This window comes from Sulfitobacter rhodophyticola, from assembly GCF_041281685.2.
Classification (GTDB): Bacteria; Pseudomonadota; Alphaproteobacteria; order Rhodobacterales; family Rhodobacteraceae; genus Sulfitobacter.
The window spans coordinates 44,808-59,682 of the sequence record NZ_CP166248.2 but is presented as its reverse complement, the minus strand read 5'-3'; the positions used below and the strand labels follow the sequence as shown (position 1 = coordinate 59,682).

The following is a 14,875-nucleotide window of genomic DNA, read 5'->3' as shown; positions in this document are numbered from 1 at the left end:
CCTACCCCGCTTCGACTTCTCCAACGCTGCCCGACAATCTCCCAGACGCGACAGCAGATGCGGCAACCATCAGCGTCGCTGTTCCCAGCATGAGGGTCAGACCCCCAACCTGATAGGTCAGACCGGACAGGACCGTCCCTGCCAGCCGCCCGGCTGCATTGGCCATGTAGTAAAGCCCCACGTCCATCGTGACCCGCTCCGCCTTGGTGAAGGCAAGGATCAGGTATGAATGCAGCGCTGAATTCACGGCAAAAAGCGCCCCGAACAGCAGCAAACCTGCAACCAGCGCAACCGTCAGCCAAGGCTCGGGCCCGGAGGCGGTCGAGGCGGCTACGGTCAGCACCGCTGGCACCGCCGTCAGGACCCAGGCCCATCCGCGCGCGGCCCCGATCAGCTGCGCCTGTGGTCGCGTGGCTGCCCGCAAGATGCGCGGTGACGCCACCTGCACGACGCCGTAAAGGATGATCCAGAACGCCATGAAGGTCCCGATCAAAAAGAAGGCCGCGCGATTTCCCGCGGCACTGCCATCAGACAGGACGGCGTAGAAATAGATCGGGATCCCGACGACAAACCAGACGTCCCGCGCGCCGAACAGAAACACGCGGGCCACCGACAGCCAGTTCACGTTCCTTGATTTTGAGAACACTTCCGAAAACTTCACGCCCTTGCGCCCTTTTGGGAGCCCGCGCGGCATTGCAAACAGGACCGCCAACAGGATGGCCGCAAGGACAGCCGCCATGCCCAGAACAGCAGTCGTAAACCCGAATGTGCCAAGCCCTGCCGCCCCCAACAGAAAGCCCAGACCCTTCACCGCGTTCTTGGACCCCGTCAAAACGGCAACCCAGCGGAACAACCCATCCCCGTCCTGCGGCGCAAGGATCTTGACGGCGGACTTTGAAGACATCTTGGCAAGGTCCTTTGCCACGCCACTGGCACCCTGCACCAGCATCACGAAAGCCACCGAAACCCCGATGGTCCAGGTCGGGTCAAGCTGCGTCAGCGCCAAAAGCGCCAGCACCTGAATGCCCAACCCGGCATAAAGCGTCGATGTCAGGCCGAACCGCGCGGCGATCCACCCTGCGGACAGGTTGGTGACGATGCCAGCGACTTCATAAAGCACGAACAGATAGGCCAACTGCACCGGTGAAAAACCAAGGGTGTGAAAATGAAGCAGCACCAGCATCCGCAGCGCGCCATCCGTCAGCATGAATGCCCAATAGGCTGCCGTGACAGCGATATAGGCCGACAGGCCTTCCGGCCGGGCGGATGTGTCGGTCACACCGATGCCCCGACCATCATCGCAACATCGACCAGCCGATAGGCATATCCCATCTCGTTGTCATACCAGACGTAGACCTTCACCTGCGTTCCGTTCACCACCATCGTCGACACCGCATCCACAATGCCGGAGCGTTGATCATTTGTGTAATCGGTGGAAACGAGCGGGCGTTCCTCGTATCCCAGAATGCCCTTCAGCGGTCCATCCGCTGCCGCCTTGAACAGGGCGTTGACTTTCTCGGCGGTGGTGGCCTGTTCCACCTCAAAGACACAATCTGTCAACGAGGCGTTGAGCAAGGGCACGCGCACCGCATGCCCGTTCAGGCGTCCGGTCAGTTCCGGATAGATCAGCGTGATTGCCGTGGCACTGCCGGTTGTTGTCGGGATCAGGGAATTCAACGCCGATCGCGCGCGGCGCAAATCCTTGGCCGGACGGTCCACGATGGTTTGCGTGTTCGTGACATCGTGGATGGTCGTGATGGATCCATGCCTGATCGTCAGGTTCTCGTGTATGACCTTCACGACCGGTGCCAGACAATTCGTCGTGCAACTTGCCGCCGTGACGATCCTGTGCCGTGCGGGATCATAGATGTCGTCGTTCACGCCGTAGACGATGTTCGCCGCATCGCCATCCTTGACCGGCGCGGAGACGACCACCTTTTTGACGCCCGCCGCGAAATAGGGCGCAAGGCTTGCCTCGGTCTTGAACACGCCCGTGCAGTCAATGACCACATCCACGCCCTCAAGCGGCAGGTCGGACAGGTTCGATGTTCCGATGAAGGGCAAGGTCACACCGTCAACGGTGACGGAGCCTTCATCGTGAGAGAACGCGGCGTCCCATCGCCCGTGGACCGTGTCGAATTCCAGCAGATGCGCATGCATTTCCGGATCACCCACGGCGTCGTTGATCCAGGCAATCCGTGCGTCACGCGCCAGTAAAGGTTTCAGGGCAAGCTTGCCAATGCGGCCCAGCCCGTTCAAGGCATAGACAGTCATGCGGTGCCTCCTTTCTCGGTTTGGCCGATCTGATCAACGGCACTTTGCAATGACATCCGGTCCAGGGATATGAGCGGCAACGCCGCGAACGCAAGAATGCGGTTGCGAAGGGCACCATAGGTCTGCTGGAAAGCAAGGCTTCGTTCCGCGTCGGATCCTTCTGCCTTGACCGGATCCGGCAATCCCCAATGGGCACTTACCGGTTGTCCCTGCCATGCGGGGCATTCCTCGTTTGCGGCCTGATTGCAGACGGTGAAGACAAAGTCGAACTGTGGCGCATCCGGCCCCTGGAATTCGGCCAGGTTCTTGGATCGCAGCACGGAAACGTCATGGCCTTTCTGCGCCAGCACGTCGACCGCGAAGGGGTTCAGCTCCGACCGGGGGTTTGTCCCGGCGGAATATGCATCAAATCGATCGCCTGCCACATCGCGCATTATGGATTCGGCTAGAATTGATCGGGCCGAATTTCCCGTGCAGATAAACAGCACCTTGTACCTGTGCCCCGCCATGGGGTCCGCTTTCGACAGGGCCGGATATGCGTTGATCGAACAGGTTTCCGGGCGGCCGCGGCAGCAATCCAGCAGCAGATAGTCGAATGTGTTCCGGGTGGTGTCCATGTCGATGGCATAGCGCAACGAGGTGCCGACACGTTCCTGGGTCACAAGCCCGGCCTGCAACAGCGCATTCACATACGCCGAAAGGGTGTTCGGCTTGAGGCCAAGCGCCCGGGCAATTTCAGTTGCCGGGATCCGATCCGGATAGCGCCGCATCAAAAGGCGGAACACGGACAGCCTTTGAGGATGGCCGAGCACGGATAGTTGATTCGAGATTTTTAATTCCATAATTCACGATTAATGGAAATATAGGTGGCGTCAATCGCTTTTCTTGGTGGGGATTGCACTCAGGGCTGTGGCGGGGAGGCACGTTGCCATGTATGCCAAAAGCCCCGCAGTGGTTTGGTATACCAGACACAAAATAGGGGTTTCGGGACAAAAACCCGGCTCATACGAACCCGCAACGCTTCTTCCTTGCAAGCGTCAAAGGCTGTTCCCAATTGCCTAGATCACGATCCTGTCCGACCGTTGAAGCACTGCCCGCGCCAGGCTGAAAACCGTCAGCTGCGACGTTTTCGGGTTCAGCAGCGATGGTTTTCCCGTCAGCACCATGGAGAAATCAACGGCAGAAGAGACAACGCGATATTCGTGGGTGTTGGTGGTGACGCCCGGGTCCGCGATCAAACGCACGTCGGTCCTGTCCATACCGATGCCCGCCAGCGCAAGGGTTGCCGCGACGTTCGCGTTCTTGGGATAGCGGCGTGCCGCCTGCCGGGCGGTGTCTTCAAAAATCACGGTTTCTTTTGTGATCCCGGACAGGTCTACGGCAGCCTCCGCAGGCGATCCCGCCCAGGCCTGTGGCGGTTTGCGCCCGATATAGACGACCTGTTCAATCCCGGCGATCCGCGCCGCGGCTAGCGCATCGATCCCGCCGATTGCACCGGCAGGCAGGGTGATCTGCGCATTGCCTTCAATGGCAGCTTTCCGAATTCCGTCCAGCAATTCATCATCCGCCAGCGCGCCCACCGACGCAACGATCAGGTCAATGCCAGCCGCCAGAACAGATCCACCGAATTGGCCAAGCGCAGCGTGGCCCGCACATTCCACAACCACACGCGGTTGCGCCTTGATCACGTCATCCAGATGACTGACCACTCGCGCCGGTTCGCTGCGGCCCGCGACGATCCGCTTCAGATCGGTCTGGGCCTCTGCAACCTTGTCTTCACGCACCAGCACGACAATCCCACCTGCAATCCCCTCATTGCAAAGCGCGTCCACAAGGGTTCGTCCGATTGCACCAAATCCGATAAGGGCCACCGGGCCTTGTGCGTCCGCTCGTTTCATATGTCATTGCCCCCCCGCGCAGATTGCGGACCGGGGGTCTGAAAGGCAACCGGATCATGCCTGAACTGCCGAAACAACCGACGGTGTTTTCCAAACCCCGTAGCGTCGTGATCAGGCTGCAATCTTGCTGACATGTTGCGCCAACCGTGCGCGCAGTGGATCGGGCCAAGGGGTCGGCCTGCCGTTCTCGTCGATATGGACAAGCGTTGATGTCGCCAGAAAGCGCCGCTCCTCCTCGCAGATGGCCTCGATCCGCAGATCAACACTGGTGCGGCCAAGCGCGGTGCAATCCAGCGTGATCTTCAACCGGTCCCCATGATAGCTGGGCGCGGAAAAGGTGACAGCGATCTGGGCGGTGGGTACACCGCATTTGCGGTGCATCTCCTCGAACGGGTACTCCAGCGCTTCGTCGAAAAACGCTTCGACGCAATCGTTGATCATCTCGAAATAGCGCGGGTAGAACACGATCCCGGCAGGGTCGCAGTGTTTGAACTGCACCTTTTGCGGCATTGCGAATGTCATGGCGAAAGCTCCTGCGGCTCTACTCGTTTCGGCTGAATTAGCGTTGGAATGCAGCAATTCAATGGCAGGCAGCCGGTCAGGACGCGGTCACAAAACCGCCGTCGCCTCAATCTCCACAAGCGCTTCATCCTCGATCAGGCCGGCCACGACGACCATCGTCATCGCAGGAAAATGACGCCCCAATACCTTGCGATAGACCGCGCCGACTTCGGCCTGCCGATTGAGGTATTCGCGCTTGTCGGTCACATACCATGTCAGCCGGACGATATCGGTGGCCTGCCCGCCTGCCTTTTCGACAACGGCGACAATGTTATTCAGCGCCTGTTCCATCTGTCCGATGAAATCATGGCTTTCGAAAACCTGCTCCGCGGTCCAGCCGATCTGGCCACCGACATAAAGCGTGTTGTCCTTGGCACGTATGCCATTGGCATAGCCTTTTGCCTTGGCCCACCCATCGGGCTGAATAACGTCATGCGCCATCAGGCTGCTCCTTCTGCATGGGCTTTGATTTTTGACCTCAGATCATCCGTCCACGGTTTCGGACGCCCCTCCAGATCGATGAACACGATCGTTGAGGTGGCCGCGAACCGCCTTTCTCCGCCGCACTTCGCATCGTGGGCAAGGCCAAGGCTGGTGCGACCGATCTTGGTGCAGGTCAGCGAAATCTCCAGATCATCCCCCAGACGGCTTGGGGCGGAAAAGGTCGTATTGATCTCGACTGTCGGGATACCGCTGGTTTGGTGCATTTTGCTGAAGGGAAAGGCCAGCACCTGATCAAAGAATGCCTCCACCGTGTCGTTCATCATCTCGAAATAGCGTGGGTAGAAAACGATGCCAGCCGGATCGCAGTGTCTGAACAGGATCTTTTCACGGTGGATGAATGCCATGCCTTTGCCCTACGGTGCCGAACCTTGCTTGCAGTTGTCTGCCCCTGCAAACGCGTTGTCCGGCGCGCCTTCCCTGTTCTGTCTTCTGGCAAAAGCGCGCGCCGCTTCGGACCAGGCAAATGAAATCAATACGTCTGTTTCAGATCATCAAGAAGAATAGGTAGCACGCCGTTTTACTTCAAGCTCAAAATATTCTTGCTTGAAGGGTTGTCCCAACCATCGGTCGAGCTTGACCCGCAGCCTGCAACTATAGGAATCGCAGGCTATTTTTTCCGCCTGAAGGCCAGCAGGCGCGCAACGCCAAGTCGTTGTATACTTTTGAGTACATTACCGCTGTCATTAAATATGTACGTTAACCTATTCAAAAACCTCATTAAATTCGGGACTGAATTGGCAATCTATTTTTTTGGTGCTATGTAAATCGACAGGGACAGTTCAAGCGAAAAGTCTTGCCAGCTCGCCATTCGCTGAGATCAAAACGCTCCCAAGGGAAGAGAATGCCACTAAGTGACGATAATTCATCGTTAATCACGGAACGCGACCTGTCAGCCATTCAGGCAGACTTCGACACGTTGCGCGCACAGCTTCCCACGGACGCTGTCGCTTCGCTTGCGCGGGAAGTGCTGACTCGGGTGTCGCAACAATCGCGCCCTGTCAGACAAAGCGCAGCTTCGCTGGAAAAACTCGCCAATGCGCTGATTTCTGCCGACGACGCCCCGCTTCAGGCGCTGGTGGAGCAATACCGCCGCAGCAACTTGCGGATCGAAGTGCTTTACCTGCGCCATTTGGCGCCGGCGGCAAAGCTGTTGGGCGAATGGTGGACGCAAGACCGGACCAGCCTGTCTGATGTGGCCATAGGTACAGGTCGGATCTACGCCCTCATGCGCGCGTACAACCACCGCCTGCCCCCACCGATCCGGCCTTCCGGCAAGATGGCGTTCTTTGCATCCGTTCCGGGCGAAACCCATACGCTTGGTGTGCGCATGGCTGCTGATCTGTATCGCCGCGATGGCTGGAACATTGATGTGGAAATGGGCGTCCCGCATGACCTGCTTGTGGACCGCATCGTCAGTTCCGGGCATCTGCTGGTCGGCCTGTCCGCCGGCGGCGTTCATGCGCTGCCCGATCTGGCACGTCTGGTTCTGGCGCTGCGCGTCAGCGTCCCGCACGCGCTAATTCTGGTCAGCGGCAACATCGTGGCAGAGGCCGAGGACAGCATCCGACTCATCCACGCCGATGCCATGAGCAGCAGCTACGAAGGTGCGCGTACCGCGCTGGAAACCCTTTGGGAGCGGCTGAGCGATGCATCAACCGACCCCGCATAGGCGCACTCCCGAAAGCAAAATAGCCTGCGCTGTCGCCCTTTGCGCAAAAAAGAAGGCGACCTTGTTTCCAAGGCCGCCAACTTCGAATCAATTTGTGGTTCAGTTCAGGACTCGGGCTGCGGTCCGACAGAAACCAGATAGGCCCAGACGTCTTTCGCGTCCTGCTCGTCCCTCAGCTTGAAGGACATCTTGGACTTCGCCTTCTTGTCGTCCAGATAGGTCTGCAGGTACTTGCGCGGGTCCGCGACGTAAGTGACGAACTCCGCCTCATTCCATTCCAGACCTGCTTCACCAGCCGCGACCAGCGACTTGCCATACTTCTTGCCGAACTCTTCGTCACCACCTGCAACGCGGGTGTACAGGCCATAAAGGTTCGGGCCCGTCCGGCCGCCCTTCACAATCGCCTCACCCTCGGCGTCGACGATGGCGTGGCAGGATTTGCACTTCTTGAATACGTCCTCGCCCGCGGCGGCGTCACCCGTGGCATGACCATCTGCAAACGCCGGACCGGCCATCAGCGCGGTGCCGAGCGCGGCAATCTGGAACATCTTCATATCTGAACTCCCTAACATTCTGTTTAACCAAAACTCCGGGGGCGGACCCCGAAATCATTCTGGCATTGAAACCTAATACACCTGCCCCCCAAGACAAGACCAGTATGCCATGGAATTTGAGACAATCTTCTTGAACCGGAAGGATGTGTCAGGCTAGACTTACACTATGTCCGTTTCAATTGACATCCCCCATCGGCAATGGCCCGATCCCGCCGCGATGCTGTGGCTGATCAAGCCGATCACGTGGTTTCCCCCGATGTGGGCGTATCTTTGTGGTGTGGTGTCGTCAGGCGCAGCAATTACAGGGCAATGGGGCCTTGTGGTGCTGGGCATTATCCTTGCCGGTCCGATTGTCTGCGGGATGAGCCAGGCGGCAAATGACTGGTGCGACCGCCATGTGGACGCCATCAACGAACCTGACCGCCCGATTCCCTCCGGACGCATTCCTGGCCGCTGGGGCCTGTGGATTGCATTGACTATGACAGTCCTGTCCCTTTTGGTCGGCTGGCAGCTTGGCCCCTGGGGATTTGGTTCCACGTTGGTCGCCGTCAGCGCGGCATGGGCCTATTCCGCTGAACCCATCCGCGCCAAGAAATCAGGCTGGTGGGGGCCGGGGTTGTGCGGTCTGGCCTATGAAACGCTGCCCTGGATTACCGGGGCCGCTGTGCTGTCCGCAGGTGCCCCCGCACCCGAAATCCTGATCATCGCACTGCTTTACGGGTTGGGTGCTCATGGCATCATGACCCTGAATGATTTCAAGGCGCTTGAGGGGGACGCAAAGATGGGCGTCAATTCCTTGCCCGTCACGCTTGGCCCTGCCCGCGCGGCGCGGGTGGCCTGCTGGGGCATGGCACTGCCGCAAGTGATCGTCATCGGGATGTTGTTCAGCTGGGGCAAACCGGTGCACGCCGCGCTTATCGTGGTGCTGCTGCTGGCCCAGGCTGCCGCCATGCGCGTCCTGCTGCGCGATCCGAAGGCGCGCGCGCCCTGGTATAACGGCACTGGCATCACCCTTTACGTGGCCGGCATGATGGTCGCTGCCGTGGCCCTCAGGAGCATCGCATGACCCTTTCATGGTTCCAGATTGTCCGGCTCGGACTGGTGCAGATGGCTCTGGGCGCAATCGTGGTGCTGACCACATCGACCCTGAACCGCCTGATGGTCGTTGAATTCGCACTTCCGGCTGTTTTGCCCGGCCTGCTGGTCGCACTGCACTATGGCATCCAACTGTCGCGCCCGCGCTGGGGGTTCACTTCTGACACGGGCGGCAACCGCACGGCATGGATCATCGGCGGCATGGTCGCGCTGGCCATAGGTGGTTTTGCAGCCGCCTATGCCGTGACGCTCTTTGCGGCATCCTATTGGTCCGGCCTGACGCTGTCGGTCGTTGCCTACGCGTTGATCGGTCTGGGCGTCGGGGCCAGCGGCACGTCGCTGCTGGCCTTGCTGGCCACCGCCACCGCGCCGCACCGCCGCGCTGCTGCCGCGACGATCACGTGGCTGATGATGATCTTCGGCATCGCCATGACCGCCGGGCTGGCGGGCAGCTTCCTTGATCCCTATTCACCCGCCCGCCTGTTGGCCGTGGTCGCCATCGTCGTGATCACTGCCACTGCGCTGACCTGTCTGGCAATCGCTGGCATCGAACGCCGCGTCAGCATCATCCGGGCGGAGCCTGATCCGACCCCCTTCATCGAAGGCCTGAAGGAGGTCTGGGCAGAACGCCGCGCGCGCGATTTCACTCTTTTCGTCTTCCTGTCGATGAACGCATATTTCATGCAGGAACTGATCCTGGAGCCCTTCGCAGGCCTCGTCTGGGGGTTCACACCCGGCCAATCCACCAGCCTGAGCGGTGCGCAAAACGGCGGTGTCTTTGTCGGCATGCTGACCGTTGGCATCATGGCAACCGGCCTCAAGATCGGTAGCCTGCGCAACTGGATCCTTGCTGGCTGCGTCGGTTCCGCGGCCAGCCTTGTGGCGATTGCATGGGGCGGGCTGGCATTGCCTGCCATCGGGCTGACGGTACTGGTTGTCGCACTTGGATTTTTCAACGGCATGTTCGCCGTCGCCGCCATCGGATCGATGATGGCGCTGGCCGCGACAGGACGGGGGCAACGCGAAGGCACCCGCATGGGCCTTTGGGGCGCTGCCCAAGCCATCGCCGCCGGATTTGGCGGGCTGATGGGGGCCGCCGCCGTCGACATTCTGCGCGGCCCGCTGGCCGACGCACCCGCATTCGCGGTCGTCTTCACAATTGAAGCCGCCCTTTTCATCGCAGCCGCCGCAATGGCGCTGCATATCATGGAAAACACCCGCAGCGCCCGCGCTGCCCTGGTTCCGGGGGAATGAACACATGTATGATGTCGTCGTCGTAGGAGGCGGGCCCTCGGGAGCAACCGCAGCACTTGAGCTTGTCCGATCCGGCCACAAGGTGGCCCTGCTGGACCGTGAAGGGCGGATCAAACCCTGCGGTGGTGCTGTCCCTCCCCGGCTTGTGACAGATTTCGACATCCCCGACAGCGAGATCGTCGCGCGCATCAACACCGCGCGCATGATCTCCCCCACCCAGCGGCAGGTCGATATCCCCATCGAAAACGGCTATGTCGGCATGGTGGACCGCGAATTCTTCGACGCCTTCCTGCGCAAGCGCGCGGCGGACGCCGGGGCCGAATACATCGTCGGCACCTTCACCGCGATCGAACGGGACGCAAACGGCACCCATGTCATCTACCGCGACAAGGGCAGTTCTGACACGAAACGCCTGACCACCAAGCTGATCATCGGTGCGGATGGCGCGCGGTCAAACGTGGCCCGCGCCGAAGTACCGGGCGGCGACACCATTCCTTACGTCATCGCCTACCATGAGATCATCGAAGCCCCGGAACCCACGCCGGGCTATGACCCGATGCGCTGTGACGTGATCTATGACGGCACGATCTCTCCCGACTTTTACGGCTGGGTTTTTCCCCATGGCAAATCCGCCAGTGTGGGGATGGGCACCGGGCTTGATGGTGTCGACCTCAAGAAGGCGACGGCGGAACTGCGCGTCGCCTCAGGGCTTGAGCATTGCAAGACCATCCGCCGCGAAGGCGCGCCGATCCCGCTGAAACCGCTCGACAAATGGGACAATGGCCGCGACGTGGTGCTTGCAGGGGATGCTGCTGGCGTTGTCGCCCCTTCATCCGGTGAGGGCATCTATTACGCCATGGTCGGCGGGCAGGTTGCCGCGACCGCCGCCTCCGCCTGCCTCAATTCAGGCCGGGCGCGGGATCTGACGCTGGCCCGCAAACTGTTCATGCGCGAACACAAGCAGGTCTTTCGCGTGCTGGGTGCGATGCAAAACGCCTATTACCGCTCGGATGCACGACGCGAACGCTTCGTCTCTCTGTGCCATGACGTTGATGTGCAGCGCTTGACGTTCGAAGCCTACATGAACAAGAAGCTGGTCAAGGCGCGGCCGATGGCGCATCTGAAGATCGGCATCAAGAACCTTGCGCACCTGACCGGGCTGGTCTCTGAAACCCGCATCTGACAAAGTGGGATAACACCATGGACGGCAGCATGACGCCCACTGATATCATGATCCCCGCCTGGGTTGATGGCACCCTGACGCCGGTTGAAAAACTGGCCGCCCATCAGCGTGGCCTACGGCATCTTGCGGTGTCGGTTTTCGTGATGCGCCGGGGTGCGATCCTGATCCAGCGGCGCGCCCTGAGCAAATATCATACGCCCGGCCTTTGGGCGAACACCTGCTGCACGCATCCTGAGTGGGACGAAGCGCCCGCCGCTTGCGCCCTGCGCCGCGTCGACGAGGAACTGGGGATCACCGGGCTGGATCTGCAACACCGCGGTCAGGTCGAATACCGTGCCGCTGTCGGGGCGGATATGATCGAACACGAAGTGGTTGAGGTCTATCTGGCCGAAGCCACCGACGACATGCCGCTCGCGCCCAACCCCGATGAAGTCATGGACACCCGCTGGGTCACGCCCGACGATCTGAAAGCGGAAATCGCCCGAACGCCAGAGACCTTCACCCCCTGGCTGCGCATCTATCTTGATCAACACGCCGATATGATCCTCGGCGCGGCAACTCCTTCCTGAACTTCTAACTCACCTCGGCACGCACACCGACCGCCTGCATCGCAGTCGCCGCAATATCCGTGGCCGTCAGCCCCGCTTCGGCATACATCGCATCAGGTGCGGCCTGATCAATGAACCTGTCTGGCAGTGTCATCGTGCGGATCGCCAGTGCACCATCCAGCAACCCCTCACCCGCCAGATCGTGCAACACCATCGCGCCGAACCCGCCGCGCGCGCCCTGCTCAATGGTGATCAGCGCCTTGTGGGTCCGCGCCAGCCGGTGCAGCAATCCCCGATCCAGTGGCTTGGCAAACCGCGCATCGGCCAGCGTCACCGACACACCCCGCGCTTCAAGCATATCCGCCGCCTTCAGGCTCTCGCCCAGATGCGCGCCAAACGACAGGATCGCAACATCCGTGCCTTCGAACATCACCCGCCCCTTGCCGATCTCCAGCACCTCGCCGCGTTCGGGCAGGGGCACGCCCTCCCCTTCTCCACGGGGATAACGGAAGGCAATCGGCCCGCTGTCATGCGCCGCCGCGGTGGCGACCATGTGCATCAGTTCCGCTTCATCCGCTGCGGCCATCACGGTCATATTGGGCAAGGCGCTCATGTAACCGACGTCAAAAGCCCCTGCATGGGTCGCCCCATCGGCCCCCACCAGCCCTGCCCGGTCAATCGCGAAACGCACCGGCAGGTTTTGCAGCGCCACATCGTGCACCACCTGGTCATAGCCGCGTTGCAGGAACGTCGAATAGATCGCGCAGAAGGGCCGCAACCCGGACGCGGCCATCCCGGCGGCAAAGGTCACGCCGTGCTGTTCGGCAATGCCCACATCGAACATTCGCTTGGGATGCTTTGCACCAAAAATGTCCATCCCGGTCCCGCCGGGCATTGCCGCCGTGATCCCGACAATCCGGCTGTCGGTGTCTGCCAGATCCGCCAGCGCCTGCCCGAAAATCTTGGTATAGCTCGGCGCATTGGGCTTCTTCTTGGCCTGTTCGCCGCTTGCCACGGTGAACTTGCCGACCCCGTGATACTTGTCCGCGGAATTCTCTGCGGGCGCATAACCCTTGCCCTTGACCGTGCAGCAATGGATCAGCACCGGCCCCGTCGCCCGCGCACGGGCCGCGCGCAGGACCGCGACCAACTGTTCCATATCATGCCCGTTGATCGGCCCGACGTATTGAAAGCCCAACTCCTCGAACAATGTGCCTTGCGCGCCCACTGCACCCGTTACCAGCTGGCGCGCACGTTTGGCGTGGTCGCGCAGCGGTCCGGGCAAAGCCGCCTCGAACCCTTCGGCCACCTGCTGCAACTGCCCCAGGGGCGAACTGTACAGACCGGACAGATACTTCGACATGGCCCCGACCGGGGGCGCGATGCTCATCTCGTTGTCATTGAGGATCACGAACATCCGCCGCCCTTCGGCACCTGCGTTGTTCATTGCTTCATACGCCATGCCGGCACTGATCGATCCATCGCCGATCACCGCAATCGCATCGCCCGTGTCCTGCCCCAGATCGCGACCCAGCGTGAAACCCAGTGCCGCCGAAATGGACGTCGAACTATGTGCCGCGCCAAAGGGGTCGTATTCGGATTCGCTGCGCTTGGTGAACCCCGACAACCCGCCTTCCTGCCGGAGCGTGGTCATCCGATCACGGCGGCCCGTCAGCACCTTGTGGGGATAACACTGGTGGCCGACATCCCAGATCAACTTGTCGTGCGGTGTATCGAACACCGCATGCAGCGCCACGGTCAATTCAACAACACCCAACGATGATCCCAGATGTCCGCCGGTCTGTGACACGGATTCCACCACTTCGCTGCGCAACTCGTCCGAGAGGCGCCGCAGTTCGGCCACCGACATGGCGCGCAGATCAGCAGGCGCGCTGACGCGGTCCAACAGCGGCGTGGCACGGGGGGTTTCAATCGGGGTCATGGCAGGCTCCTCTGGTGTTCAGCAGGAAGGGTCTGTTGGCCACGGGTGCAGAAGGAACCGGAAACCGCGAACGGTCGGGCCCCTTCTGCCTCCCGTAGCCAACAGGACGTGTCAGGAAAGCCTCTTCCTGACGTTTCCGGATCAAGCCAAGGGACATGGCCGATCCGAAAGGCGGGGCAAGGCCAGATGCGCTGGCCCTGCCAATCTCTTAGACGCGCAGGGTGTCTGCGACAGGTGCTTCGTAGGCGGAAAACGGTGTCGGATCATCCGCTTCGCGCGCCTCATCCGGCAGCAGCAGGCCAACGCCGTACAGCACCCAGATGAAAAGCCCGACGCCAATGGTAAAGACCGCGGCATAGCCAGCCCCCTTCATCATCAGCAGAAATACATCTGCCCGCAGTCGGAAAGTTCGATCACCCGTGCGTAGATAGTCGTTGTTATCAGTCATGGACTCTTTCCTTCTCAATCAAGCGGCGCGTAGCCGTGTTCCTGCGCCCAGATGAACCAGTTGTCGACAACCGTGCCGGTCAGCAGGATACCGATGCCGCCGGTCAGCGTGGTCAGCACCGCAAACCACCAGGCCCAGCGGTGAATCCCTTCCATCGTGGCGTTGAACCCCATGGTCCAGCGCCAGAACAGGGCCGCCCGTTCGGACGCCGTGCCGCGGTCCACGATCTGTTCGATTTCCCGCTCACCGCCATAGCGGCTGACGGCCAGGATCGTCGCCCCATGCATCGCGAACAGCAGGGCGGAGCCATACAGGAACACGATGCTCAGCGCGTGAAAGGGGTTATAGAACAGGTTGCCGTAGGTCAGCGAAAACAGGTTCGTCCAGTCAAGGTGCGGGAAGATACCATAAGGCACCGCTTCGGCCCAGCTGCCCATCAGGATCGGCCGGAACAGACCCAGCACCAGGAACAACCAGATCGCGGAGGCAAAGGCCCAGCTGACGTGCTTGCCCATACCCAACTCCTCGGCCCGCAGGTAGGTGCGGATCCACCAGCTGATGACAGAGACAAGCAGGAAGAAACTGGCGATGATCCACCATCCGCCTTCATTCAGCGGGGCAAGGCCAAGGCCGTATTCCTCTGCCGGTGGCTCAAGCGCCATCCAGAACAGTTCGCGGAAGAACAGCGCAGGCGAATAATCCACCTGCCACCAGAAGTTCATGCCCACGATAAAGAACCAAGCAAAACCAGTCGCCAGTGAAACAAGCCCGAAGGGACCAAGGTAGATCGGCCCAAGCTGCGCGTTGCCGAACCAGCCCAGCAGCGGTGAGATGCGGGCGTTGTTGGTCCGTTCGCGGGCGATGCGGCCGTCGGGGTCGACGCCCATTTCGGGCGGTCCGGCCACCTGGACCTGTGTGAAGATATTCTGATATTCAGCCATTTTT

16 protein-coding genes are annotated in these 14,875 nt (G+C 60.7%); 5 read left to right on the top strand and 11 right to left on the bottom strand.

From position 1 onward, the window contains the following. Window position 1: 1 nt before the first annotated feature. The 7 genes from arsJ to AB4X18_RS00265 form a co-directional block, all read right to left on the bottom strand. Entirely contained in the window at window positions 2-1,279 is a 1,278-nt protein-coding gene (gene arsJ / locus AB4X18_RS00295) for an organoarsenical effux MFS transporter ArsJ (RefSeq protein WP_370398896.1), read from the bottom strand. Next, window positions 1,276-2,274: an ArsJ-associated glyceraldehyde-3-phosphate dehydrogenase gene (locus tag AB4X18_RS00290; RefSeq protein ID WP_370398895.1), complete on the bottom strand. Its 999-nt coding sequence runs from the start codon at window positions 2,272-2,274 to the stop codon at window positions 1,276-1,278. Before AB4X18_RS00290 ends, arsJ begins: the two co-directional genes overlap by 4 nt. Then, window positions 2,271-3,116, bottom strand: coding sequence for a helix-turn-helix domain-containing protein (locus tag AB4X18_RS00285; protein WP_370398894.1), 846 nt, complete (start codon window positions 3,114-3,116; stop codon window positions 2,271-2,273). The genes AB4X18_RS00290 and AB4X18_RS00285 overlap by 4 nt, the downstream gene beginning before the upstream one ends. Before the next feature lie 216 nt (window positions 3,117-3,332). After that, window positions 3,333-4,172, bottom strand: coding sequence for an aspartate dehydrogenase (locus AB4X18_RS00280; protein WP_370398893.1), 840 nt, complete (start codon window positions 4,170-4,172; stop codon window positions 3,333-3,335). Between the two features lie 111 nt (window positions 4,173-4,283). Next, window positions 4,284-4,694: an acyl-CoA thioesterase gene (locus AB4X18_RS00275; RefSeq protein WP_370398892.1), complete on the bottom strand. Its 411-nt coding sequence runs from the start codon at window positions 4,692-4,694 to the stop codon at window positions 4,284-4,286. Between the two features lie 87 nt (window positions 4,695-4,781). Continuing rightward, complete coding sequence (locus AB4X18_RS00270; RefSeq protein ID WP_432816560.1) at window positions 4,782-5,174, bottom strand: RidA family protein; 393 nt, start codon at window positions 5,172-5,174, stop codon at window positions 4,782-4,784. After that, on the bottom strand, window positions 5,174-5,581 hold the full coding sequence (locus AB4X18_RS00265) for an acyl-CoA thioesterase (protein WP_370398891.1): 408 nt from the start codon (window positions 5,579-5,581) through the stop codon (window positions 5,174-5,176). Before AB4X18_RS00265 ends, AB4X18_RS00270 begins: the two co-directional genes overlap by 1 nt. 497 nt (window positions 5,582-6,078) lie before the next feature. Here AB4X18_RS00265 and AB4X18_RS00260 point away from each other — a divergent pair, with 497 nt between their 5' ends. Further along, window positions 6,079-6,906: a cobalamin B12-binding domain-containing protein gene (locus AB4X18_RS00260; protein WP_432816559.1), complete on the top strand. Its 828-nt coding sequence runs from the start codon at window positions 6,079-6,081 to the stop codon at window positions 6,904-6,906. Between the two features lie 104 nt (window positions 6,907-7,010). Here the strand turns inward: AB4X18_RS00260 and AB4X18_RS00255 are convergent, their stop codons facing one another. Next, entirely contained in the window at window positions 7,011-7,460 is a 450-nt protein-coding gene (locus tag AB4X18_RS00255; RefSeq protein WP_370398888.1) for a c-type cytochrome, read from the bottom strand. Between the two features lie 166 nt (window positions 7,461-7,626). Here AB4X18_RS00255 and chlG point away from each other — a divergent pair, with 166 nt between their 5' ends. From chlG to idi, 4 genes are read left to right on the top strand one after another with little or no spacing between them, the layout of a single operon-like run. Continuing rightward, the gene (gene chlG / locus AB4X18_RS00250; RefSeq protein ID WP_432816558.1) at window positions 7,627-8,526 is read left to right on the top strand and encodes a chlorophyll synthase ChlG; all 900 of its coding nucleotides are present in this window, start codon (window positions 7,627-7,629) and stop codon (window positions 8,524-8,526) included. Next, window positions 8,523-9,809: a BCD family MFS transporter gene (locus AB4X18_RS00245; protein ID WP_370398886.1), complete on the top strand. Its 1,287-nt coding sequence runs from the start codon at window positions 8,523-8,525 to the stop codon at window positions 9,807-9,809. Before chlG ends, AB4X18_RS00245 begins: the two co-directional genes overlap by 4 nt. 4 nt (window positions 9,810-9,813) lie before the next feature. After that, window positions 9,814-10,992 carry a geranylgeranyl diphosphate reductase gene (locus tag AB4X18_RS00240; protein WP_370398885.1) on the top strand — a complete coding sequence of 393 codons (1,179 nt, stop codon included), beginning with the start codon at window positions 9,814-9,816 and terminating at the stop codon, window positions 10,990-10,992. Window positions 10,993-11,021: 29 nt separating this feature from the next. After that, window positions 11,022-11,561 (top strand): isopentenyl-diphosphate Delta-isomerase, encoded by a 540-nt coding sequence (gene idi / locus AB4X18_RS00235; protein ID WP_370398884.1) that lies wholly within the window; start codon window positions 11,022-11,024, stop codon window positions 11,559-11,561. 4 nt (window positions 11,562-11,565) lie between these two features. On the opposite strand, the gene dxs is transcribed toward idi, so the two are convergent. From dxs to pufM, 3 genes are all read right to left on the bottom strand, one after another. Beyond that, window positions 11,566-13,482 carry a 1-deoxy-D-xylulose-5-phosphate synthase gene (gene dxs / locus AB4X18_RS00230; RefSeq protein ID WP_370398883.1) on the bottom strand — a complete coding sequence of 639 codons (1,917 nt, stop codon included), beginning with the start codon at window positions 13,480-13,482 and terminating at the stop codon, window positions 11,566-11,568. A 208-nt stretch (window positions 13,483-13,690) separates the two neighbouring features. Further along, a complete protein-coding gene (gene pufX / locus AB4X18_RS00225) occupies window positions 13,691-13,930 on the bottom strand; it encodes an RC-LH1 core complex protein PufX (RefSeq protein ID WP_370398882.1) in 240 nt (79 codons plus the stop codon). Window positions 13,931-13,944: 14 nt separating this feature from the next. Further along, a complete protein-coding gene (gene pufM / locus AB4X18_RS00220; protein WP_370398881.1) occupies window positions 13,945-14,871 on the bottom strand; it encodes a photosynthetic reaction center subunit M in 927 nt (308 codons plus the stop codon). Window positions 14,872-14,875 lie beyond the last annotated feature (4 nt).

Bases quoted from the DNA above. Each gene is read 5' to 3' on its own strand.
- AB4X18_RS00285 (WP_370398894.1), bottom strand. From the start codon at position 3,116: ATGGAATTAAAAATCTCGAATCAACTATCCGTGCTCGGCCATCCTCAA.
- idi (WP_370398884.1), top strand. From the start codon at position 11,022: ATGACGCCCACTGATATCATGATCCCCGCCTGGGTTGATGGCACCCTG.
- AB4X18_RS00280 (WP_370398893.1), bottom strand. From the start codon at position 4,172: ATGAAACGAGCGGACGCACAAGGCCCGGTGGCCCTTATCGGATTTGGT.
- AB4X18_RS00270 (WP_432816560.1), bottom strand. From the start codon at position 5,174: ATGGCGCATGACGTTATTCAGCCCGATGGGTGGGCCAAGGCAAAAGGC.
- AB4X18_RS00255 (WP_370398888.1), bottom strand. From the start codon at position 7,460: ATGAAGATGTTCCAGATTGCCGCGCTCGGCACCGCGCTGATGGCCGGT.
- AB4X18_RS00245 (WP_370398886.1), top strand. From the start codon at position 8,523: ATGACCCTTTCATGGTTCCAGATTGTCCGGCTCGGACTGGTGCAGATG.
- dxs (WP_370398883.1), bottom strand. From the start codon at position 13,482: ATGACCCCGATTGAAACCCCCCGTGCCACGCCGCTGTTGGACCGCGTC.
- pufM (WP_370398881.1), bottom strand. From the start codon at position 14,871: ATGGCTGAATATCAGAATATCTTCACACAGGTCCAGGTGGCCGGACCG.
- pufX (WP_370398882.1), bottom strand. From the start codon at position 13,930: ATGACTGATAACAACGACTATCTACGCACGGGTGATCGAACTTTCCGA.
- AB4X18_RS00265 (WP_370398891.1), bottom strand. From the start codon at position 5,581: ATGGCATTCATCCACCGTGAAAAGATCCTGTTCAGACACTGCGATCCG.
- AB4X18_RS00275 (WP_370398892.1), bottom strand. From the start codon at position 4,694: ATGACATTCGCAATGCCGCAAAAGGTGCAGTTCAAACACTGCGACCCT.
- AB4X18_RS00260 (WP_432816559.1), top strand. From the start codon at position 6,079: ATGCCACTAAGTGACGATAATTCATCGTTAATCACGGAACGCGACCTG.
- chlG (WP_432816558.1), top strand. From the start codon at position 7,627: ATGTCCGTTTCAATTGACATCCCCCATCGGCAATGGCCCGATCCCGCC.
- AB4X18_RS00290 (WP_370398895.1), bottom strand. From the start codon at position 2,274: ATGACTGTCTATGCCTTGAACGGGCTGGGCCGCATTGGCAAGCTTGCC.
- AB4X18_RS00240 (WP_370398885.1), top strand. From the start codon at position 9,814: ATGTATGATGTCGTCGTCGTAGGAGGCGGGCCCTCGGGAGCAACCGCA.